This is a genomic window from Vibrio sp. 10N.286.51.E5 (genome assembly GCF_041469125.1).
In the GTDB taxonomy this organism is placed as follows: Bacteria; Pseudomonadota; Gammaproteobacteria; order Enterobacterales; family Vibrionaceae; genus Vibrio; species Vibrio crassostreae_C.
Map to the genome: position 1 here is coordinate 1 of NZ_JBFRJZ010000051.1, position 22834 is coordinate 22834.

At 45.3% G+C, this 22834-nt stretch carries 17 protein-coding genes; 8 read left to right on the forward strand and 9 right to left on the reverse strand.

The window, feature by feature from the left end:
- Window positions 1-544: 544 nt before the first annotated feature.
- Window positions 545-1564, reverse strand: a complete 1020-nt coding sequence (locus AB4161_RS17870) for a hypothetical protein (protein ID WP_133160488.1) — start codon at window positions 1562-1564, stop codon at window positions 545-547.
- Between the two features lie 344 nt (window positions 1565-1908).
- Complete coding sequence (locus AB4161_RS17875) at window positions 1909-4491, reverse strand: molybdopterin oxidoreductase family protein (protein ID WP_372083769.1); 2583 nt, start codon at window positions 4489-4491, stop codon at window positions 1909-1911.
- Window positions 4492-4964: 473 nt separating this feature from the next.
- Between AB4161_RS17875 and nirB the strand changes: the two genes are divergently transcribed.
- The 4 genes from nirB to AB4161_RS17895 all read left to right on the forward strand — a co-directional run bounded on the left by nirB (window position 4965) and on the right by AB4161_RS17895 (window position 11521).
- Window positions 4965-7547 (forward strand): nitrite reductase large subunit NirB, encoded by a 2583-nt coding sequence (gene nirB / locus AB4161_RS17880; RefSeq protein WP_372083771.1) that lies wholly within the window; start codon window positions 4965-4967, stop codon window positions 7545-7547.
- Window positions 7548-7605: 58 nt separating this feature from the next.
- Window positions 7606-7950 carry a nitrite reductase small subunit NirD gene (gene nirD, locus AB4161_RS17885; protein WP_012600889.1) on the forward strand — a complete coding sequence of 115 codons (345 nt, stop codon included), beginning with the start codon at window positions 7606-7608 and terminating at the stop codon, window positions 7948-7950.
- 143 nt (window positions 7951-8093) lie between these two features.
- Window positions 8094-9563 carry a NarK family nitrate/nitrite MFS transporter gene (locus AB4161_RS17890; RefSeq protein ID WP_017060867.1) on the forward strand — a complete coding sequence of 490 codons (1470 nt, stop codon included), beginning with the start codon at window positions 8094-8096 and terminating at the stop codon, window positions 9561-9563.
- 167 nt (window positions 9564-9730) lie between these two features.
- Window positions 9731-11521 (forward strand): protein kinase domain-containing protein, encoded by a 1791-nt coding sequence (locus tag AB4161_RS17895; RefSeq protein WP_372083773.1) that lies wholly within the window; start codon window positions 9731-9733, stop codon window positions 11519-11521.
- 72 nt (window positions 11522-11593) lie between these two features.
- On the opposite strand, the gene cra is transcribed toward AB4161_RS17895, so the two are convergent.
- A complete protein-coding gene (cra, locus tag AB4161_RS17900; protein ID WP_050654049.1) occupies window positions 11594-12598 on the reverse strand; it encodes a catabolite repressor/activator in 1005 nt (334 codons plus the stop codon).
- Between the two features lie 385 nt (window positions 12599-12983).
- Here cra and fruB point away from each other — a divergent pair, with 385 nt between their 5' ends.
- Genes fruB through fruA form a run of 3 tightly spaced genes read left to right on the forward strand, consistent with a single transcriptional unit; the run spans window position 12984 to window position 16880 of the window.
- The gene (gene fruB / locus AB4161_RS17905; protein WP_372083775.1) at window positions 12984-14117 is read left to right on the forward strand and encodes a fused PTS fructose transporter subunit IIA/HPr protein; all 1134 of its coding nucleotides are present in this window, start codon (window positions 12984-12986) and stop codon (window positions 14115-14117) included.
- 9 nt (window positions 14118-14126) lie between these two features.
- A complete protein-coding gene (pfkB, locus tag AB4161_RS17910; RefSeq protein WP_017090852.1) occupies window positions 14127-15104 on the forward strand; it encodes a 1-phosphofructokinase in 978 nt (325 codons plus the stop codon).
- 15 nt (window positions 15105-15119) lie between these two features.
- Entirely contained in the window at window positions 15120-16880 is a 1761-nt protein-coding gene (gene fruA / locus AB4161_RS17915; protein ID WP_372083777.1) for a PTS fructose transporter subunit IIBC, read from the forward strand.
- Between the two features lie 165 nt (window positions 16881-17045).
- Here the strand turns inward: fruA and AB4161_RS17920 are convergent, their stop codons facing one another.
- The 5 genes from AB4161_RS17920 to yghU form a co-directional block, all read right to left on the reverse strand.
- Entirely contained in the window at window positions 17046-17369 is a 324-nt protein-coding gene (locus AB4161_RS17920) for a DOPA 4,5-dioxygenase family protein (protein WP_017060873.1), read from the reverse strand.
- Window positions 17370-17535: 166 nt separating this feature from the next.
- Complete coding sequence (locus AB4161_RS17925; RefSeq protein WP_372083811.1) at window positions 17536-18333, reverse strand: metal ABC transporter permease; 798 nt, start codon at window positions 18331-18333, stop codon at window positions 17536-17538.
- A gap of 2 nt (window positions 18334-18335) precedes the next feature.
- On the reverse strand, window positions 18336-19241 hold the full coding sequence (locus tag AB4161_RS17930) for a metal ABC transporter solute-binding protein, Zn/Mn family (protein ID WP_108189298.1): 906 nt from the start codon (window positions 19239-19241) through the stop codon (window positions 18336-18338).
- Between the two features lie 16 nt (window positions 19242-19257).
- A complete protein-coding gene (locus AB4161_RS17935; protein WP_372083779.1) occupies window positions 19258-20394 on the reverse strand; it encodes a hypothetical protein in 1137 nt (378 codons plus the stop codon).
- A 318-nt stretch (window positions 20395-20712) separates the two neighbouring features.
- A complete protein-coding gene (gene yghU / locus AB4161_RS17940; protein WP_372083781.1) occupies window positions 20713-21570 on the reverse strand; it encodes a glutathione-dependent disulfide-bond oxidoreductase in 858 nt (285 codons plus the stop codon).
- A 284-nt stretch (window positions 21571-21854) separates the two neighbouring features.
- Here yghU and AB4161_RS17945 point away from each other — a divergent pair, with 284 nt between their 5' ends.
- Window positions 21855-22199, forward strand: coding sequence for a YajD family HNH nuclease (locus AB4161_RS17945; protein ID WP_017060876.1), 345 nt, complete (start codon window positions 21855-21857; stop codon window positions 22197-22199).
- Between the two features lie 180 nt (window positions 22200-22379).
- Here AB4161_RS17945 and AB4161_RS17950 read toward each other — a convergent pair whose 3' ends face one another.
- Window positions 22380-22760 carry a hypothetical protein gene (locus tag AB4161_RS17950; RefSeq protein ID WP_017064770.1) on the reverse strand — a complete coding sequence of 127 codons (381 nt, stop codon included), beginning with the start codon at window positions 22758-22760 and terminating at the stop codon, window positions 22380-22382.
- Window positions 22761-22834 lie beyond the last annotated feature (74 nt).

Consider the following 22834-nt stretch of genomic DNA (forward strand, 5'->3'; position numbering starts at 1 on the left):
CCTACTATCAGATTTCTGTTCGTCACAACCAAGTTTTGCCATTTGCTTCCTTCAGATTTCACCTCACGGTGAACACCCTTGCATAGGCTAACGGTTCTCGCTCGACTGAGCCCGTAGAGGACTTTCACCTCCTAGATCAACGCCATGCTCGGCGCACAAACTATGCTGCTTAAGTAGAAACCTAAGCAGCATAGAGAGTTAAACCCACCGGGTCATTGCAGACGCTAATGATGGAGATAGGTTAAGACCACTTGCGGAGAGCCTGTTAATGCGGCGGACACACTAGATGTCATCTAACGAATAAGGCACCGCAGTCGCGCAAGTCATCAGGGCCACGACGGATGCGAATCGTCGATAAGTAGGCCGAATGTAGAGCGGCAGTCCAAAACCCATCAACATAAGTTTAGCGGATGTTTGACAACCGGGGGAATCCATGTAGCCGCATTAAGCGGACAAAAATTGTGGGTTATAATGTGTAGCGAAGCGAAACGTAACCCACTGTTTTTGTTCCGTTTAAACGCCTTGTTATGTTCATTTTTATGAACTAAAAAAGAGACATTGACCTTGATGTGTTAATTTTCAAATCACTGTTAAACTCTGAATTTATAAGCTGTAACAAAAGGGAAATACAATTATTTGCAGTTTCACTGCTCACTACTAGATTCGAACCGTGCACCATCTTATTTCGTTCTTTTCTACATTTAGAAATACTAGAATAAAGGTCATACGTTATTAACTCGAGTAGTTCCAAAATTTCGACTACTTTTGCTACTTCCATTTCTTCTACAAGATATTTACACCGACCGTTATTAAAACGTTTGGTACCTTTACTTTTATCAACGGTGTAGTTAATAGAAGGCTCTTCCAAATGCAACTTTAGCTTTCTCTTTAGCAATATTTCGATATCAAACCACGATAACGCTAAAGCAAGGTTATTATTTCCTGACTGATAATGAACTAGTGACCTTGCTAAGTTTGCTACATGAGAAATAGCCTTAGCTTTAATAATACTTTTAAAGCGTACTAAACAATGTTCGAAATATTCTTCGAATAGGAACTGCTGAGCACAAAAAACTCGTGTTCGGTTGCTATCAAACATTCTAATTTTGGTCTTATTACTCTCTGAAGTTAGCCCCTCAAACCTCATGTCTTCTTTTAGTATAAGTGCATCTTCCCTAGTAATATCGTGTACACCGCTAAGATCACTTTTGAAACCAGAAATTAAAGATGCTGTCATTAAAGCAACTTGAAATGCATTTATATGATCAACATACAATCTCCATTTCTCGGTTGACCTATCGTTACAATGTTCAGCCATACTTTGTGGACTTGGATAATCACTTTCTATACTTTTAATCCTGATCCCAAATAAACCATCTCTAGTAACTGTTATTTTAAAGTCATCTGAATCATGGGTAATGATTATTTTATCGAGATCATCCAGGCTTGACTTATTGATCAGGGGGGTCTTATCAGTTAGTAAATGCATATCGTTTTTACCAACTACGACTAATTCTTTCTGAGTGTAAAAACCTATATACATACGATGCTCTTTATTATTCATTATCAGTAAGCCATGACATGACGGCATGAACATAACAGCTATATTAGACAGAATAATTCTGCATTTTGTCCCCGAAACAATTCTGTCTAGTTTCCAAGACACACTACACTTAGTCTAATAACTCATTTAATAACATTATCTTACCTACTTATCTTCGTATCAAACATGACGAAAAGCAGAAATTTTCCATATAGTTTCTGCAAAATGCAGAAAACTCCCCAATATGTGAGTAAACCGCAGCTCGATAATGAATAGTCATATCTTTGAATATCGTGTTTTCAAACAAAAACGCCGACGTAATTGTCGGCGCTTAACTCTTGGTATTAATAGGTTAGAGGTAGTAACTACTTCGCCATGGTACTCAAAAACTCGGCTTCAAACTCTTCATCGGCTTCTCTTGTTAGGCACTCCACCAGCCAGTCGATGCTTTGATGGTCGAGCTTACTGTTCACCACGAAGGCTTGCTTTACGCCAGACTGACCCAACTTGGCAGAGCCGTAGTTCTTGAATGATTTATTGCCATGATAATGGAGTGACTTAATCGCTTCTGCGTTAGGTTCTGGCAAGGCATCGAGGGTGTTGGCAAGCTGAATAACCAACTCCATAGGGTTCTTAGATGATGAGATGCGATACAGAAAACCGCCCTCCACTCTTTGGCGAACCCAGTAATCAAAGCCACTGCAGTCCATCACTTTGTCGCTGACCAGTGCGGCTTCACTGCGATAGCCACACGGTTCAACCACCACTGGGGTGTGTTTGAATTCTGGCTGGCCTGATGCGGCATCGGTATGAGGCAAGATCAGGTCACATGGTTTACTGTCTTTGGCGGTCGGTGCGTTCCAATGAATCGGCATGAAAACTTGTTCACGGCGCATCTCTTTGGTCACTACTAATCGCGCTTGGCACTCCCCTTGTGCGCTGCGCACTTTCACCACTGGGTTAATAGTGGCGTGGTTGAACGCATCTAGCCCAAACTCATCCAAGTTTAGTTCCGAAACGGTATCTGGGTGCATGGCGACAAACGGTTCTGGGGTGTGTTCACCTAAGCCTGCCGCCAAACCTGTGCGGCTCATGGTGTGCCATTGGTCTCGGATTCGCCCTGTGTTCATGATAAGTGGGAATTCAAGGCTGGTATCGGCAATCGGTTTGTCGTGCTCAACTGCAATAAACTGCGCTTTGCCTGATTCGGTAAAGAACTCACCATTGGTGAACATGCGCTGTTCGATGATCTCAGGTTGATACTCAAGTACTGGCCATTGCTGTGGAGTGAGTTCGCCATAGCCTTTTTCATCCAGTTGCGTGAGTCCAATTAAGCACAAGTCTCGCGCTTTGCCCGTTTCATTGCCGAGCGCTGTCATCTCGCAATACTCTTTGAAGATCTCGCCTTCGTGGCGGTAATCAAACTGCTCTTTGAATCCCATTTTTTGCGCCACTTCTTTCAAGATCCACCAATCCGGTTTGGCTTCTCCTGGGCTTGGTAATATACGGCGTTGGCGTGAGATTCGACGCTCAGAGTTGGTTACGGTGCCCGACTTCTCACTCCACCCTTGTGCGGGCAGCACTACATCGGCCAAGCGAGTGGTTTCAGTGTCGGCAATACAATCAGACACCACCACAAATGGGCACTTCTCTAATGCCGCTTTGATCTTTTCACTGTCAGGCAGGCTCACGACTGGGTTGGTTGCCATAATCCACACCGCTTTGATTTTGCCTTCATTCATGGCATCAAACAGGTCAATCGCTTTTAAACCCGCATGTGTGGCTAAGCTGTCGGTTTGCCAAAACTCGCTGACGGTTTGGTGTGATTGCGGATCACCAAATTCAAAGTGCGCCGCTAAAGTATTGGCTAACCCACCCACCTCTCGCCCGCCCATTGCATTCGGCTGACCTGTTACGGAGAATGGCCCCATACCCGGCTTGCCAATTTTCCCGGTGGCTAAATGGCAGTTAATAATCGCATTCACCTTGTCACACCCTTGTGTCGATTGGTTCACGCCTTGGGAGTAAATGGTTAGCACCTTCTCGTTCGATGCAAACAAACTGTAGAACTGTTTCAGCTGCTGCTCTGTTAACCCTGTGAGCTCAGGAACGCTTTTGTCGCCCCAGCCCGACTCTGTATAACGATATTGAGTCGCAGATCGAATCGATTCAGTAAAGCCTTGAGTGTGGTTTTCTATGTAGTCTGTATCTAGCTTGTCGTTATCATCGAGGTAACCCAATAAACCATTGAACAACGCGACGTCTGAGCCTGATTCCAATGCCAAGTGTATATCAGCAATTTCACAGGTGTCGGTATAACGCGGGTCGATGACGATGACTTTCAATGCAGGGTTGGTTTGTTTTGCGGCTCTTAATCTTTGGAAAAGTACCGGATGACACCATGCTAGGTTGGAACCTGTAATCACGACTAGATCGGCTTGCTCGAGATCTTCGTAGCATACCGGTACTGTGTCTGCGCCAAATGCTCGCTTATGCCCGACCACGGTTGAAGCCATACACAACCTAGAGTTACTGTCGATGTTGCCACTGCCGATGAAGCCTTTCATCAGTTTATTGGTAACATAGTAGTCTTCGGTAAGGAGCTGACCAGACACATAGAACGCAACGGAATCGGCCCCAAATTCTTCGATGGTTTGATTGAATTTGTCTGCGACCAACTGAGTGGCACTGTTCCAATCCAGCTGTTGTTTTTGCTCATTCTGAATATGAGCAGGCTGTGTAAGACGACCTAAAGGCGTGACGGTGTCGCCGAGCGCAATCCCTTTAGTACATAGCTTTCCATAGTTTGATGGATGATCTTTATCACCACGTACTTCTAGTTTCCCTAGCGATGTCGGTCTCGCTTCTATTCCACACCCTACACCACAATAAGCACAGGTCGATTTTATCCAGCCGCTGTTTGAATCGATCATCCGTTTCTCGCTCAATTATCCATAATTGTAATAACTGAAACCAAGCAAATAACACGCCACTTCATAGCAATCAATAAGCAAGAAATATTTAACAATAAAAACAATAGCTTAATAAACACAAACCTATCAGAAATGAGCAAAATAGAAATTAACCACGATAGAAACTTAATTTTTGCACCATCTTGCAGAAAGTTGCACCACAAATACTCATTTGTATAAATCTAACAAAAAATTTACATACTACTTTAGGGGTAATTATGTGTTACCCGTATTTTTTAAGACATTGAAAAACATGCATTAATTTTTATTTAAATGAACAAACCGTAATCTGGCATCCTCCTTGCTCAACTAAAAACCAAGAGTTGAAAAAAACATTTTTTGTTTTTCTTGATGATTATGAATTGAGTGGAATCTCAACCCGGTATTCATCTGCTAACTACTAGAAATTAGATGCTAGTGATGATAATGCCGAGAATAAGGAATGGATTATGAGCAAGAAGAAAATCGTCGTTGTTGGTAACGGCATGGTTGGACACAAATTTATCGACAACATCCTGCAATCAGACAGTGATGAATTTGATGTGATTACTTTTAGTGAAGAGCCAAGGTTAGCGTACGACCGTGTTCAGCTGACGGCTTACTTTAATGGTAAAAGTGCTGATGACCTGTCATTGACCAGTGAAGAGTATTACCAAAGCAACGGCGTGAACTACTTGTTGAACCAGAAGGTTGCCAAGCTAGACACTGCCAATCAACAAGTCATCACTGAAAGTGGTCACGTCGAAAGTTACGACAAGCTAATCTTGGCGACGGGCTCTTTCCCTTTTGTTCCCCCTATTCCCGGTAACGATCAAGAACACTGTCACGTTTATCGGACTATTGAAGACTTAGACGCAATTGAACTATCAAGCAAAGGTAGCAAATCTGGCGTGGTGATTGGTGGTGGTCTGCTTGGCTTAGAGGCCGCAAACGCAGTCAAAAACCTTGGCTTAGAAACCCATGTGGTTGAATTTGCGCCTCGCCTGATGGCGGTTCAATTAGATGATGGTGGCGGTGCCCTACTGCGCAGAAAAATTGAAGACCTTGGTGTGCAAGTTCATACCGAGAAAGCGACCTCTGAAATAGTCGATGGCGAAAATGCTCGCTACCGCATGAACTTCGCCGATGGCACCCATTTAGAAACCGATATGATCGTATTCTCTGCGGGTATTCGCCCTCAAGATGAGTTAGCAAGAAGCTCTGATGTCGAAATTGGCGAGCGCGGCGGTATTGTCATCAACAACCACTGCCAAACCAATATCGAAAACGTCTACGCGATTGGTGAATGTGCCCTTTGGGATAACAAGATCTTCGGCTTAGTGGCGCCCGGTTATTCCATGGCGAAAGTCGCGGCTTCGCATATTGTCTCTGACGGTACTGACGACGCTGCGTTCACTGGCGCCGACATGAGCACCAAGCTCAAACTGCTTGGCGTCGATGTTGCCAGTATTGGTGAAGTGCACGGCAAGACAGAAGGTGCTCAATCGTATACCTACAACGATGAAATAGAACAAGTTTATAAGCGCCTGATCATTTCGGCTGACGGCACAAAGATTGTCGGCGCAGTATTGGTCGGTGATGCAGAAGCCTACGGTTCGCTACTGCAAATCAAGCAAAATGATATGCCCCTTCCTGAAAACCCATCAGTGCTAATTTTACCTAACGTGGCCGATGATTCTGGCTCTGCAATGGGTGTTGAAGCTCTGCCTGATAGCGCTGTGATCTGTTCATGTTTTGATGTGACCAAAGGCGATATTAAAGAGGCCGTTTCAGCTGGCTGCACCACGATGGCTGCATTGAAAGAAACCACGAATGCTTCAACAGGTTGTGGCGGTTGTTCTGCCCTTGCGAAACAGGTTCTCGATAGCGAGCTAAGTAACCTAGGTGTGGAAGTCTCTAACGATATCTGTGAGCACTTTGCTTATTCTCGCCAAGAGCTTACCGACATCATTCGCGTCAACAAAATCAAGACCTTCGACGAGCTGTTAGATTCTCACGGCAACGGATTGGGCTGTACTGTGTGTAAACCGGCTGTCGGTTCGATTCTGGCTTCGTACTGGAACGATTACATCCTGGAAGATCAACATATCGAGCTGCAAGACACCAATGACATCTACCTTGGCAACATGCAAAAAGACGGCACTTACTCGGTAGTTCCGCGTATTGCTGGCGGTGAAATCACTCCAGATAAATTGATTGTTTTAGGCGAAGTCGCTAAAGAGTTCGACCTGTACACCAAAATCACGGGCGGTCAGCGTGTCGACTTGTTTGGCGCACAGCTTAACGAACTGCCTATCATCTGGAAAAAGCTGATTGATGCAGGTTTTGAAACGGGCCACGCCTACGGTAAATCGGTTCGTACCGTGAAATCTTGTGTCGGTAGCACTTGGTGTCGATACGGCGTCGACGACAGTGTTGGCTTAGCGATTCGTCTTGAGAACCGCTACAAAGGCCTGCGTTCACCACACAAGATCAAGTTTGCGGTTTCTGGCTGTACTCGTGAATGTGCAGAAGCCCAATCGAAAGACATTGGTGTTATCGCCACCGACAAAGGTTGGAACCTCTACATCTGTGGTAACGGCGGTATGCGTCCTCGTCATGCAGACCTATTCGCCACTGATTTAGACGAAACCACACTCCTTAAATACATCGACCGCGTTTTGATGTTCTACACACGTACCGCAGACCGCTTACAGCGTACATCGGTATGGATGGAGAACCTCGAAGGCGGCATTGAATACCTCAAGCAAGTCGTGATTGAAGACAAGCTCAACGTAGCTGAAGAACTCGAAGCGGACATCGCACTCAACATCGAGAAGTACCAGTGTGAATGGAAAACCACCATTGAAAACCCTGAGAAGATGAAGCGCTTCCAGCACTACATCAACAGTGAAGAAATGGACACTAGCCTCTCTTTCATCAAAGAGCGAGGGCAGCGTTTTCCTAAGCCGAGCTTGAGTGATGCTTCGAATTCAAAACGCGATGAAAAGCTCGCTAAAGCAGACCAAATCGAAGTGACTGAGGTTTCATAAATTTCATCAGGTTCATCAATAAAAAAATAAAAACTCAATTTTAGACTAGGAGAAAGTCATGGAAAATTGGACAACCGTATGCAGCACCAGCGATCTAACCCCAAACGGGGGAATTTGCGCCAAAGTAGACGATAACCAAGTGGCTATTTTTTACTGCAAGCGCAGCGACACGCTTTATGGGCTCTCTAATTACGACCCTATCGGCAAGGCGAATGTGATGTCACGTGGTATAATTGGTTCATTAAGCGGAGAACCTTACGTGGCCTCACCCTTATACAAGCAGCATTACCACTTAGAAACTGGCGAATGTCTTGAACAGCCTGAGCTCAAGCTCGTGAAATTTGAAGTTCGCAAGCAAGGAGAACAAGTTCAAGTTCTCGCACCACTTGCTATCGCCAGTTAACTAAACCGCCGACACCATCATGCAAACGCTTATTGGCGTGCGCAATTTCGGCACAGGGTTTATGCACATTAAAAGCGTTCTAAGTTCGGAAGTAACGCAGGTGCACAAACCGGGTAATTTTCCAGATTTAAAGGATTTAAACCATGGATAACACTAAATTTTCGCTGCTTTCATTTACGGGTAAGATGAAGGTATTACACCTAAGCTGGATGGCCTTTTTCATTACCTTTGTTGTGTGGTTCAACTTTGCCCCACTACTGCAAATGGTAAAAACTACGCTTGGTCTTTCTACTGAAGAGATCAAAACCCTCCTGATCCTCAACGTTGCATTGACCATTCCGGCACGTGTCGCAATAGGCATGCTAACCGATAGATACGGCCCAAGGTTGGTTTACTCTTCGCTACTCGCGGTCTGTTCTATCCCTTGTTTCATGTTTGCTCTGGCAGACTCTTTCATTCAAGCAGCAATCGCTCGTTTCCTACTGGGCTTCATTGGTGCAGGTTTCGTTGTCGGTATTCGTCTTGTGTCTGAATGGTTCCCACACAACGAACTGGGTACTGCAGAAGGTATTTACGGCGGCTGGGGTAACTTCGGTTCAGCAGCAGCGGCGTTCACACTTCCAACTCTCGCTCTAGCGTTTGGTGGTGAAGACGGCTGGCGTTATGCGGTCGGTATTACCGGCGTAATGAGCTTAGCGTTCTCGTTTATCTTCTACAAAAACGTGTCAGATACACCAAAAGGTTCGACTTACTTCAAGCCTGCTCAAGTAACAGCAATGGAAGTGACATCAAAGGGTGACTTTTTCTTCCTACTTATTATGAAGATCCCTATGTATGCCGCTTTAGCGCTACTGACTTGGAAGCTATCACCAAGCAACATCAACATGTTGTCTGACATGGCGGTTTACTCTGTGTATGCAGGTTTAGCAGCACTTTACGTGTACGAAGTGTCGCAAGTTTGGAAAGTAAACAAGAACGTATTTAAAGAAGAAGTGCCTGAGATTCACCAGTACAAGTTCAAGCAAGTAGCGGTACTTAACGTATTGTACTTCGCAACATTTGGTTCTGAACTGGCTGTGGTTTCTATGCTGCCACTGTTCTTCTCTGAAACCTTTGAATTAACACCGGTTCTTGCAGGTATGGTTGCATCGGCTTATGCCTTTATGAACCTAATGTCTCGCCCAGGTGGTGGTTGGATTTCAGATAAATTCGGTCGTAAACCAACACTGCTTATTCTAACGATTGGTCTTGCTGTGGGTTACTTCGCAATGGGTCAAGTCGACAGCACATGGCCTGTATGGCTAGCGGTTGTTGCGGCGATGGCGTGTTCTTTCTTCGTGCAAGCGGGTGAAGGTGCGGTATTCGCAACGGTTCCTCTAATCAAGCGTCGTATGACAGGTCAAATTGCAGGTATGACGGGCGCTTACGGTAACGTGGGTGCAGTAGTTTACCTAACTGTGTTGTCATTCGTGAGCTACCAAACCTTCTTCTTAGTGATTGCTGCAACAGCGGTACTTGGCTTTGTGACTCTACTGTTCATGGAAGAGCCTAACGGTCAAATCGCCGAAGTAAACGACGATGGCAGTGTCACGCTGATTAATGTTTCAAGCTAGGTCTGTACTATGAAGCATTGATATTATTGAATCGGGAGAAGCACCTTAGCGGATACATCAATGCTAGGTGCTTCGTTCAATGGCTCTAAGTTCACTAGGGCTTTTGTTCTTCCTAGGATGTTCTGTCAAGGAAGCGGGAAGAAGAGCAGTTAAGAAGAAGACCAGTTATGACAATTTCATTCAGCCAAGGGCAAGTCATCACGCCAGAATCCAACAACCAGTTAACGCTTAAGTTTGGTGGTTATTCGAATCAAGGCGTACGAGATGAAAACCAAGATGCCATCATTGTAAAACACCCAAAAACTCGCGCAGAGCAAGAGTTGAAAGGCAGTGTTGCCTGCATAGCAGACGGCGCAAGTTGCAGTGAACACGGCCAGAAAGCCAGTCACACCAGCGTGATGCAGTTTATCGACGACTATTACGCAACTCCCCAAAGCTGGAGCATCCAACGTTCGGCGCAAAAGGTCTTAACGTCCCTCAATTCTTGGCTCTTCAACACGTCTGTTTCTAATATTCATCCCGCACAACAAGTGAACCACAATGCCCTCGTTTCGACGTTCAGCAGCGTGATACTCAAATCAAACACCGCGCATATCTTCCACGTGGGCGACAGCCGTATCTACTTACTAAGAGATGGAGAATTACGCCAACTGACCCGCGACCACACGCGTAAAAATATGGGACAGAAGCATTATCTAACACGCGCCTTAGGCATGGACAACCAACTCAACGTTGACTATCAAACCCTACCTATAAAGAAAAACGACTGCTTTATCCTGACATCTGATGGCGTGCACGAGTTTGTCTCTCCCAACACCTTCAAGGAACACATCGACAAACCCGGAGCGGATTTCGAATACGCAGCGCAAACCATCTGTAACACCGCTTTAAGCCACAATAGCTCAGACAACGTGAGCTGCTTGATTGTGCAAGTCAGCCATCTGCCTAAACCTTCGCTGATTGAATTCCATGAGAAGCTGGCTAAACGGGCCATCCCACCCGCTTTAAAGCTCGGGCAAAGTATCGACAACTTCATGGTGCTTGAGGTGTTGTATGCAGGATCTAGAAGCCATGTGTATCGTGTGATGCAGAAAGAGACACAGACCGAGTTCGTGCTGAAAGTCCCTTCCGTTCAATATCACGATAGCCCATCACAACTCAGAGCTTTCTTTAATGAACAATGGGCGGGGATCTTGTTAAAAAACAAGAGAGTCATGAAAGTCTACCCGACGCCAGAGAACTCGCAATTTTTATATCAAATCTGCGAATGGGTAGAAGGTATCACGCTAAGACAATGGATGTACGACAATCCAAAGCCGTCACTCAATGAAGTACGCGACATACTAGAAAAGGTCACTCAAGGCATTCGAGTATTACAACGTGCAGACATGGTGCACCGAGACTTAAAGCCGGAAAACATCATGATTCAACGTGATGGTGAGGTTAAAATCATCGACCTTGGTGCGGTATTAGTGAGAGGCCTTGAAGAGGGAGAGCTCACCGACAAAGACGACACACCATTAGGCGCGGTCAATTACATAGCGCCAGAGACCATCAAGCACAACACGGCCACCACAAGCTCGGATCTGTTCTCTATCGCTGTGATCGGCTATGAGATGCTAACCGGTGGATTGCCCTACTCTGAAATGACCGCACAATCGCTTAAACAATCTCGTCACCATCAATGGGAATACCAACCCATCACTCAGAAACGAGCGGACTTACCGAGTTGGGTGGATTTAGTGTTACAGAAAGCCTGCGCGGAATCACCAAGCGAACGTCATCAAGTGTTGGGGGATTTTGTAGCAGACCTTTACACACCAAACCAAAGCTTGGTGAAAAGCAAAGCCAAGCAACCTTTGATAAACCGAAACCCAATCCAGTTTTGGAAGGTGTTGGCTTTGTTGCTCGGCATTGTTGCCATTGTAGAAATGGGGTTGTTGCTTAGTTCTAGTTAATACAGGTTCGAGTTAATTCCAAGTTCGAGCTAAGTGTCCAAGTCTAACCTAGCTTGTGTAAACTAACTGGAATTAGCCTCGTTTTACTAAGCTTCTCGGCACTAGCTCAATGCCAGCTTGATAGCGTTTAGCTGACGCGTTCAAAGCAAGTGCAAAGGCGCTGTCTGCAATCACTTCGAATTGCTGTGGCAGTGAGTGGACTTTAAAAGGTAAGAAATCCAATAAACGGTTATCACCAAAGGTTGCCAGCTTTACTTGGCTGATCAGTTCTGGCTTTTCGACCATCACATCCAACACACCTTCTAGTAAGGTATAAGACATAGTGACAATGGCATCAGGCACTGTGCCTTTGGCAATCCAGCCCTCAAAAATCTCACGCCCTGATTCTCTGTCAAAGTGCTCGCCATAACCCACTACCATCGGCTTGTTTTCTGTTAGCCCTGTTTGTTGAGTATGTGCTTTATTCGCCGCTTCAAAACCCAACTGACGTTCACGTGAAATGTTCAGATCAGGCAGTGCACCAATCAAACCAACACTATGAATGCTGTCATCAAGAATCGAGTGCGTCAGTTCAAATGCCGCTTCGAAGTCTTCACTGATCACGCAGGCAAAATGTTCATCGTCTAACGGACGGTCAATCGCGATGACTGGTGTGCCTGAGTTTTGCAGTTTCAAGTAGAACTCATTGGCGTCTGGCATAGAGCTCGCCACCAGCAAGGCATCGATACGACGGCTAACAAGCGCTTCCGCAACTTTACGTTCGGTTTCAGCGTCATCATCTGAGCAACCAATCAAAATTTGATAACCCACTTTACGTGAGTTCTGCTCTATCAATTTTGCTAAACGCGCGTAACTGCTGTTTTCCAAGTCAGGAATAATCAAACCAAATGAACGGCTATTACCAGCGCGCAACGACGAAGCAGCATGGTCTGGTCGGTAGTTATACTCTTCCACCACTGCCATGACTTTCTGCTGTGTCTTTTCACTGATTCTGTATTTCTGCGCCTTGCCATTAATCACATAGCTGGCTGTGGTTTTCGACACACCGGCTAGTTTGGCAATCTCATCTAGTGTCATATGGGTGACCTGTATTTTGTGCGTAGGATCATATAACCAATCTTCTGATCCTTGGATTAGTTGAATTATATGCTGAATCGATTCAGTATAAAAGCTGAAAGGATTCAGCAAAATCTGAAAAGTGACTTCAATCATCCTTTTGAATGGATTGAGCGTCATTTGTCGTGATTCAGCTTCTTGTTGTTAACGAAACTGGAATTACGACACGCAGCAAAACTATTTTGAAAACCAAAATCGGCTTTGCTGAATTTTTTTACACTGAATGCTGAACCGATTCAGCTAATGTAAAACAAAGAGTTAAGCAACGAGCCAAGATCCATAAATCTTGCTCTAGACTGAATCGTAGCGATACACAAATTCTCAAGCGATACGCTAAAGAGGCACCATGCTTAAATTATCAAAATCTGACATCACTCTAGGCCAAACTGCCGAAGACAAATTCAAAGCAATCCAAAACATTGCTGGCGACCTGACAGCTAAATGCTTAGTTGACTCTGGTTACGTTGAAGGAATGCTGAACCGTGAAAACCAGAACTCTACGTTCCTAGGTAACGGCATCGCGATTCCTCACGGAACAACAGATACTCGTGGCCTAGTGAAAGAGACAGGCGTTGCGGTACACCACTTCCCTGAAGGTATTGATTGGGCAGACGGCAACCGTGTTTACGTTGCGATTGGTATTGCAGCTAAATCTGACGAGCACTTAGGCATTCTTAAGCAGCTAACGAAAGTGCTAGCAGCTGACGGTGTTGAAGAGAAATTAAAGCAAGCGAAATCAGAAGACGAAATCATCGCTCTACTTAACGGCGAAGTTCAGCTTGAAGCCGACCTAGACGCTTCTTTAGTTCAGCTACTGTTCCCTGCGAGCGACATGATTCAAATGTCTGCAGTTGCGGGTGGCCTACTTAAGAACACAGGTTGCACAGACAACGCATTCGTTGCTGACCTAGTAACAAAAACACCAACTCACCTAGGCCAAGGCCTGTGGTTGTTGGGCAGCGACAAAGGCGTAACACGCACTGGCGTATCTTTCGTTTCAACAGCGAACCATTGTGAATACGAAGGCACACCAGTTAAAGCATTGGTAGCATTCGCAGCTTGCAACAGCGCGCACCAATCTATTCTGGCAAACCTAAGCAAGATGGTTTTCGAAGGTAAACAGCAACAACTGTTAACCGCTGACGCAGCGCAAGTGATTGGTCTTCTGAAAGGTGAAGCGGTTTCTACAGCTTCTCAAGACGATGACAACTGCGCAGTATTCAAAATCAAAAACGCACACGGCCTGCACGCTCGTCCGGGTGCAATGCTAGTCGCTGAAGCGAAGAAATTCGAATCAACAATCCGCGTGTCAAACCTAGATGGCGACGGAAAAGAAGTGAACGCGAAGAGCTTGATGAAAGTGATCGCTCTTGGCGTTAAACACGGCCACCAGCTTCAGTTTGTTGCTGAAGGTGATGACGCAGCACAAGCACTTGAATCGATTGGCAAAGCTATCGCTTCAGGCCTTGGCGAAGGTTAAGGAGTCGATATGTCTGATAAACAAATCAAAGCCGTTACTGTAACGCTTAACCCTGCTCTAGACCTGACAGGCGCTATCGACGCACTAAATGTAGGTTCAGTTAGCCTAGTAAACAAAGGCTCTCTGCATGCAGCGGGCAAAGGCGTAAACGTCGCAAAAGTTCTTTCAGAGCTTGGCGCGAAAGTGACCGTAACAGGTTTCCTTGGTCGCAATAACGAAGAAGCGTTCTGCCAACTGTTTGAACAGATGGGCGCAACTGACCGCTTCATCCGTGTTGATGGCGCAACTCGCATCAACGTAAAACTGGTTGAAAACTCAGGCCAAGTAAGCGACATCAACTTCCCAGGTGTTCCTGTTGATGCTGACGCGATTAAAGCGTTCGAAGAAACCCTATTAGAACTTGCTGAAACGCACGATTACTTCGTGATTGCAGGCAGCTTGCCACAAGGTATCTCTCCTGAGCTTTGCGCTTCTTGGGTTCAACGCTTACACGATTTAGGTAAGAAGGTTCTATTTGATAGCAGCCGTGACGCACTTAAAGCCGGTATCAATGCACAACCATGGTTGATCAAACCAAACGATGAAGAGCTGTCTCAGCTGTTCAATGCAGAGCTGACAACTCGTGACCAATGCCAACACGCGGGCCAAGCCCTAAGTGAAAAAGGCATCGAGAACATCGTGGTATCACTTGGCGCAGAAGGCGTGATGTGGCTTAACCAAGGTGAATGGTTACATGCTCAACCACCGCGCATGCAAGTAGTAAGCACAGTAGGCGCAGGTGACACATTGGTTGCTGGCCTATGTTGGGGTCACATGCAACAGATGCCAAAACCAGAACTTATTAAATTCGCAACCGCCCTATCTGCTCTAGCAGTTTCACAGGTAGGCGTGGGCATCACCAGCCAACAAGAGCTGGATTCAGTACTACAAAATATCCAATTACAGTCGCTTAGTGCTCCAACTAGCCAGTTAGACACAAGCAAATAGGACAAAAGGTTTATTATGAATATTACCATTATCACAGCTTGCCCTAGTGGCGTAGCAAACAGCATCATCGCCGCAGGCTTGTTAGAGCAAGCGACAAAAGCACTGGGTTGGAACGCCGCTATTGAATGTCAATCAAGCGTGCTACCAGACTCAACCGTATCGCAAGACGCTATCGACAGCAGCGACGTTGTGGTTATCGCAGCTAACACCAATGTTGATAAAGCACGTTTTGTTGGTAAGAAAGTGTATCAAGCGGCTATCTCTGAATGCACAGCAGATGCAAAAGCATTTCTAGAGAAAGCGGTAGCAGAAGCAACGGTACTAGACGCTTCTCAAGTTGAAGAATCGATCCAAGTTACTGGTACTTCTCCTGACTCTTCTACAACAGCAAGCACAGGCAGCAAAAAGATCGTAGCGATTACGGCTTGCCCAACTGGCGTTGCACATACCTTTATGGCAGCTGAAGCGCTTGAAGCAGAAGGCAAACGCCTAGGTCACCAAATTAAAGTGGAAACTCGCGGCTCTGTAGGTGCGAAAAACCAACTGACTGACCAAGAAATCGCAGACGCTGATCTTGTTATCATCGCTGCCGATATCGACGTCCCTCTTGATCGTTTTAACGGAAAAGCACTGTACAAAACAACGACAAGTCCTGCTTTGAAGAAAACAAAGCAAGAGATGGAAAAAGCATTCGCAGAAGCTAAACCATACCAACACACAGCGTCTTCTAATTCAGCGCCTGCTGACGAGAAGAAAGGCGTGTACAAGCACCTAATGACAGGTGTATCGCACATGCTTCCTGTGGTTGTTGCGGGTGGTTTGATCATCGCATTGTCTTTCGTATTCGGTATCGAAGCGTTTAAAGAAGAAGGCACACTAGCAGCAGCACTGATGACTATCGGTGGTGGTTCTGCATTCGCACTGATGATTCCTGTTCTTGCTGGTTTCATTGCATTCTCAATTGCTGACCGTCCGGGTCTGGCTCCAGGTCTAATTGGCGGTATGTTGGCTAGCTCAACAGGCGCAGGTTTCCTAGGTGGTATCGCAGCAGGTTTCATTGCCGGTTACGCAGCGAAATTCATTGCCGACAAGGTTCAACTTCCACAATCCATGGAAGCCCTCAAGCCAATCCTGATCATTCCGTTTATCGCGAGTTTGTTCACTGGTCTTGTGATGGTTTACATCGTGGGTGGCCCTGTTTCTGGCGTGATGAGCGCAATGACGACTTTCCTAAACAACATGGGAACGTCTAACGCGATTCTTCTGGGTGTGATTCTAGGCGCAATGATGTGTTTCGACCTTGGTGGCCCTGTAAACAAAGCAGCTTACACGTTCGGTGTTGGTCTACTGGCTTCGCAAACTTACGCACCAATGGCAGCAATCATGGCAGCAGGTATGGTTCCAGCTTTAGGTATGGGCCTTGCGACTTTCCTAGTGAAAGACAAGTTTGAAGCAGGCGAGCGTGAAGCGGGTAAAGCATCATTCGTTCTTGGTCTATGTTTCATCTCTGAAGGTGCAATCCCATTCGCAGCGAAAGATCCAATGCGTGTTATCCCAGCTTGTATGGCAGGTGGTGCACTAACTGGTGCTCTATCAATGATGTTTGGTGCTCAGCTTATGGCTCCACACGGCGGCTTGTTTGTACTACTAATTCCTGGTGCTATCTCTCCAGTGCTTATGTACCTAGTGGCGATTGCAGCGGGTACAGCAGTAACAGGCTTTGGTTACGCAGCTCTTAAAAAGATGAGCAGCGATAAAGTGACAGCAGAGGCTTAATCTCCCTACTCTGGTTAACGGTTCAGCCCGATAACCAGAGGCTCTTGATAACCGGTTTCTTGGTAAAACGGCTCCTTAAAACAAAGGCTCCTCATTTGAGGAGCCTTTTTATTGTTCATGTATTTTCCGGTCGGAATGAGTTAAGTGCAATATTGGTATATTTGATTAGCTAGTAAGCGTTTCTTCAAAGACACCCAATTCACGACCAAGCCAGATCGCTCGTACTGTGTGATCCAAAGTTTCTTCACCGCCAGTTACAGGGTGAATAAGCACCGACATATCACCGCGTTCTTGCTCAAGCCATTCAACAATGCCCGACTCTTTGTTCGCAAAGTGAATCTCAAACATTGGCATCTTATGTGGACCAACCAAACGCTGTATTAATGGGAAAACCTCTAATACATCTTTACGTTCCGCTAAAATTTTCTGACGCAGTGTTTCTGCTTGCTCTGCAAATCGCAGAGGGAAATAGATATGACCGTGGTACATGGCACCATCCTTTAGAATTATGATGTCTCGATTTTATACCTAAACCGCCTTTAATAGCTAAATCTAAATATAATATGCCAGCGCTATCGGTTCTAAACAGAGAAAGCGCCATGGTCTTGTTAACGTCAGGTTCGTTGCCTCCAAGTTAAACCTTAGAGGCCTTTTCCTAACCATAAGCTCGTGTCGAACTATCGGTACAAGTGCTTCTAATCAACTTCATCACAATATTAAACATCACCCCCACCAAAAACAGCGTGATGACAATGCTGGCGCCACTTGGCAAATCGTAATAAGCCGACACCGCTAAGCCCGATAAAATACCGACAGTGCCAATCCCAATACTCGCGATAAAGAAGCGAACGCCTTTATACGCAGCTGCACATAACGCAGGTATCACCAGTAACGCAAACTCCAAATATATCCCAGTCAGCTTTACGGTGATCGGCATCAAAATAGCGAAGATAAGATAAAAGCCACTTCCCTGCATAAATTCAGGCTTTACGCTAATCAACACCAACATCGCGGTCGTGATTATTGCCAATGGCCAGACATCATCCCAGGTAGACCACAATAGCTGCCCGTTGAGAATGCCTTGAATAAAATCGGCGCCATGAGGATCTTTGCTGACCAATAGAATCGCTAATGAAGCCGATACCACAAACAAACTTCCTATCATGGGTTCTAAGTGTTGTTTGTAACGCTTTTCCATTAACGCAATTAATCCGCATAGCAACAATGACATGACCCACGGGCCAATCATCTCTGCAAACCAAGAGCCACTAAACAATGCATATCGGCTCAGCCAATACTGGCTCAAGGCAGCGCCAAGGGCAGCCACTTGCGCGACAGCGAGATCAATAAAGATGATCTGGCGCTTGAGGACTTGCTCCCCAAGCACGATGTTGCCAACTAATGCTATTAATCCACACAATACTGCAGGTGCCAGCCAACCATATTCATTCAACATTATGATCTCGTTGATGTGTCTGGGTTAACGAGCGTTCTAAGCAATTCATCAATGACTTGATCGTACATTTGGTCAAGGCTCTGACCTTCTGCAACCGTCAATGGTAGCTGTATCGTAGGCTTGTTGATTTGCTGGTTAAGCCAATTAGCAGGACGTTGGTCTTGGTGTGATGAATACACAATCGCATCAAACGAAGCAGGATCCAACTTGGTCAATGACTGTAAATGTGACGTAGTCGGTGATATCCCAGGCTTAGGTTCTAAATCAGCAATTTGCGCCATATCTAACCAGTCAAAGAGGTAACGATATGTAGCATGATACCCGACCACTTTTTTACCTTGTAACGGCTCTGCTTTCGTTTCCCACTCTGCCAATTTATTACGCCAGTTGGCACGAAACTTCATGCCATTTCGCATGTAGATATGTGCATTGTCAGGATCAAGCAGTTGTAAACGCTTGGTAACTTCTCTCGATATAGGAATCATATATTCAGCAGCAAACTGAACATGTGGGTTTCCGTGAGCATGGATGTCTCCCATGCTTCGATCGACATGGTCATGGGTATCAAGCATACCTACCATATCGCTCGCGTATAACATGGTGGGCGCGCTATCTTGAACCGCAGGATTACCACTGCGTACTTGCAGCATTGGTAACCAGCCTACTTCTAATTCAGACCCTGAACACATTGCCATATCTGCTTGACGCATTTTGGCAATAAGTGATGGTCTTGCTTGAACATAGTGCGGGTCTTGCTTAGCCGTAGTCGCCGAATAGATGTTGGCATCAGGAGCGTGACTATGAACAAGAGCTTGCCATTCAGGCTCACAAACGAAAATATTCAACGCCATTGCAGACGAAGATGCCATTATAGATGAGGATACAATGGCAACACCTGTTGCCATTGTAAGTAGGAGTTTCCTAGAATGCATGAGCACCGTGCGCCCCAAAGGTCATCACATACTGAAGGGTAAATACGTTATCTGTCTCTTTACTTTGGTTTTCAACGCGAGAGTATTGCGCTCTAACTGTACCAAAATGAGATGAATCCCAAGCGATCATTGCATCTGCTTCTTTGTCGTTCATTGCAGTAAAGTGCATGTGGTCACCATGTGCGTGTCCATCATAGCTTTCTGCTTCACCGTAACGCAGGCCAGCAGACCAGCTTGGGCTAAATCGGTAGACACCCGAGACATAGTAGCCTGCTAATGTATCTGGTGATTCTGCGTCATTTTTGAATTTGTCATCGACGATGCCATCTAACAACATGTATTCAGCAGCAAGCGTGAAGTTTTGGTATTTGTAGTTACCGTTTGGAGCCCACTTCCATACAAAGTCAGCACCGTATAAGTTTGAGCCCGTTACCGCCGCTCCGTGGCTATGATCGTGGTCATGGTCATGCCCGTGATCATGGTCTCCAAACTCACGAACTTTACCGTTTTCATTTCGTAAGTAGCTCAAACCAAACTGCCAGCTTGATGACTCTGAAAAGTCGTCACCTAGCTTAAGAGTTGTAGTGTAAACACCAACGTCAGAGCCATCATCAACAGACGACATCTTACTACCACTTAGCGCTTCAACACCGAACTTCACATACAGATCTGTAGGAAGAACGATGTTTGCACGAACACCATCATCGTAATAATGAGAGCCTAAAAATGTACGGTAAGCAGCAGGACGCTCAACAAAGCTATCGGTATGCATATGTTGGTTATTTAGGTAGCCGAAATCAGACAAGAAACGACCACCTCGAATGCTTAAACCGTAAGGCATCGTCAGTGTTTCAATGAAAGCTTCTTCGAGCAGTAATTCAGTCTCATCATCGTGAGTTTCAATAACCGTAGTCAAAGAGCCATAAAACTTATCATCGATATTCGCAGACATGTTCAGTTCTGTATGACCAAGACCAAAGCCTTCGCCGCGCTCTGCGTTATTACGTTGACCGTCTTGATAATACCCATCAAGAACGACACCAATTTGAGGGTTCGACAACGTGTCGGCAAAAACAGGGGAAACGAGAATGCTACCAACCGCTAGAGAAACCAATTTTTTATTCACAACTTTTTCCTTTCTAAGATACATCACCAATTAATTTATTGTTATGTGATAACATTACAATAAATAGTTAATCGTTGAAATGTAACAAAGTATGAAACAACTCTAATAACAGGGTATTAAACAGGGTAAAAGCCGTTAATATTCAATCACATAAATAAAAACAGCAATTGACAAGTGAAAGCGAATAGTAACTGTATTTATCGAAAGGCTGATATAAGGAAGGAATGATTCGATGGAACAAAAAACTAGAGTTTGAGTTAACGTTGGCCGCTAAAACAAACTCTAGAGATACTGGTGTCGACTATCGTTTTAAAATCACTAAGGGCGTAGCTTTAAAACACGGTCAATGTCTTCTGCAGAATGGCGCTCTGGTACTTGCTCCCACTCTTCGCCAAATGAACGATTAACCACTCGGCCGCGTTGGAAACCTTCACGCGCTTCTAGCTGCTTCGCCCAGCGCACAACGTTGGTGTATGACTCAACTTGTAGAAACTCGGCCGCATCGTAAATTTTGCCTAGCACAAGGTTGCCATACCAAGGCCAAATCGCGATATCAGCGATGCTTAACTCGTCACCCGCCACAAATGTGTTATTTGCGAGCTGTTTGTCTAACACATCTAGTTGACGCTTAGCTTCCATTGCGAAGCGGTTAATTGGGTACTCTTGCTTTTCATCCGCGTAAGCGTAGAAGTGGCCGAAACCACCGCCTAGGAATGGTGCCGAGCCTTGTGCCCAGAACAACCAGTTAATGGTTTGCGTTCTTGCTGCCCCTTCTTTTGGTAAGAAGTGACCAAATTTTTCTGCTAGATGCATCAAGATAGATGCCGATTCGAATACATTCACGTCTTCGTCACCAGACTTGTCGACAAGTGCTGGTATTTTGGAGTTTGGATTCACGCCAACAAAGCCAGAAGAGAACTGATCAGCCTCACTGATGTTGATCAAGTACGCATCATATTCAGCTTCTTTAACACCCGCCGCTAACAACTCTTCCAGCAAGATAGTGACTTTTTGACCGTTAGGTGTGCCAAGAGAATACAATTGAAAAGCATGGTCACCAACAGGAAGCTCTTTATCAAAGCGAGCTCCAGATTCAGGACTATTGATGTTTGCCCACTTGTTACCACCAGCAGTATCGTTAACCCAAACTTTTGGCGGAGTGTATTGTTCTGACATGATATTTCCTTATTAATATAGGGTCTCACAAACTGATATTAGGTCACATGCCTGCGGTTAAAACCCCTGAATACGATTTATTTTCAAACTGTTAAGCATGGCTTATTCCAGAAAGACATAACCCGCTTAAGCGTTAGTGTGTAGAAGGTAAGTCTGTATTCAAACTTCAATCTAATATCGATAAGTCCACTGCATCATTTAGCAATGATTTTACGAACGACATACCGACAGCTTCAAGAAAGCTGTGATAAAATCGGGGTATTACAATTGATAAGGATTTGGCAATGTCTTCTGATTTCACAGGTTCGAGTGCAGCGTATGCTCGCCAAGAGAAAGGCTACCGCGAAAAAGCACTAAAACTGTACCCTTGGGTTTGTGGTAAATGTGCGCGCGAATTTGTTTACTCAAACCTCCGAGAGCTTACCGTTCACCACGTGGATCACGACCATACAAACAACCCTGAAGATGGCAGCAACTGGGAGCTACTGTGCCTGTACTGTCACGATCATGAGCATTCAAAATACACTGACCATGAGCGTTATGGTGTGGATGCAAAAGCGAGTTTAGATGATCATCAGTCAGCGACACACAACCCGTTCGCCGATCTCGCTAAGATGATGAAGAAATAACACACCTTCAGAGTAGTCTTTGGTAGATGGTAACTGCTAGATAATAGATACATAACAAGTAACCCCAGTATGTCACCATACTGGGGTTTCTTTTATCTGCCGTCATAACCAAATAATAGAGTTCAGGTAGGCAGGATCAAAAAAGCCTTCCGAAGAAGGCTTTTTAAGAATCAAATCGAATTATGCTGCCGCTTGCTTGCGAGACTCTTCTACCTTCTTAGCGCGTTGTTTTAGCGTCAATTTATCACGGTATGCAAACCAAACGTAAGACACAACCACTAAGAAGAACAGGTATGACAATGAGAAAATGAACGGCGATTGAATGATATCGTTCGAGATACCCCAAGAAACACCGATAACAGTCACTGCAATTTTCGCAAAAAAGCCACACATCAATAGCACTAATGCCAACTGTGGGAAACGCGTACTGCGGAATGCAAGCCAGTAGCAACTACCAACTGCTAGAGCCGCAACATAGAAGCCGAATAGGAAAGAGTGAATATGGTCAGCTGCCGCTACACCACCAGAAATTGACATCAATAAAATTAAAAACAGTTTCATAATACTCGCCTCACCATAAGTTGGAAACGCATCCTTTCAAATTTGGAATCTCAGTTTGCACACTATTTTCCCAC

Bases quoted from the DNA above. Each gene is read 5' to 3' on its own strand.
- AB4161_RS17870 (WP_133160488.1), bottom strand. From the start codon at position 1,564: ATGAATAATAAAGAGCATCGTATGTATATAGGTTTTTACACTCAGAAA.
- nirB (WP_372083771.1), top strand. From the start codon at position 4,965: ATGAGCAAGAAGAAAATCGTCGTTGTTGGTAACGGCATGGTTGGACAC.
- nirD (WP_012600889.1), top strand. From the start codon at position 7,606: ATGGAAAATTGGACAACCGTATGCAGCACCAGCGATCTAACCCCAAAC.
- AB4161_RS17890 (WP_017060867.1), top strand. From the start codon at position 8,094: ATGGATAACACTAAATTTTCGCTGCTTTCATTTACGGGTAAGATGAAG.
- AB4161_RS17895 (WP_372083773.1), top strand. From the start codon at position 9,731: ATGACAATTTCATTCAGCCAAGGGCAAGTCATCACGCCAGAATCCAAC.
- cra (WP_050654049.1), bottom strand. From the start codon at position 12,598: ATGACACTAGATGAGATTGCCAAACTAGCCGGTGTGTCGAAAACCACA.
- fruB (WP_372083775.1), top strand. From the start codon at position 12,984: ATGCTTAAATTATCAAAATCTGACATCACTCTAGGCCAAACTGCCGAA.
- pfkB (WP_017090852.1), top strand. From the start codon at position 14,127: ATGTCTGATAAACAAATCAAAGCCGTTACTGTAACGCTTAACCCTGCT.
- fruA (WP_372083777.1), top strand. From the start codon at position 15,120: ATGAATATTACCATTATCACAGCTTGCCCTAGTGGCGTAGCAAACAGC.
- AB4161_RS17920 (WP_017060873.1), bottom strand. From the start codon at position 17,369: ATGTACCACGGTCATATCTATTTCCCTCTGCGATTTGCAGAGCAAGCA.
- AB4161_RS17930 (WP_108189298.1), bottom strand. From the start codon at position 19,241: ATGGCAACAGGTGTTGCCATTGTATCCTCATCTATAATGGCATCTTCG.
- yghU (WP_372083781.1), bottom strand. From the start codon at position 21,570: ATGTCAGAACAATACACTCCGCCAAAAGTTTGGGTTAACGATACTGCT.
- AB4161_RS17945 (WP_017060876.1), top strand. From the start codon at position 21,855: ATGTCTTCTGATTTCACAGGTTCGAGTGCAGCGTATGCTCGCCAAGAG.
- AB4161_RS17950 (WP_017064770.1), bottom strand. From the start codon at position 22,760: ATGAAACTGTTTTTAATTTTATTGATGTCAATTTCTGGTGGTGTAGCG.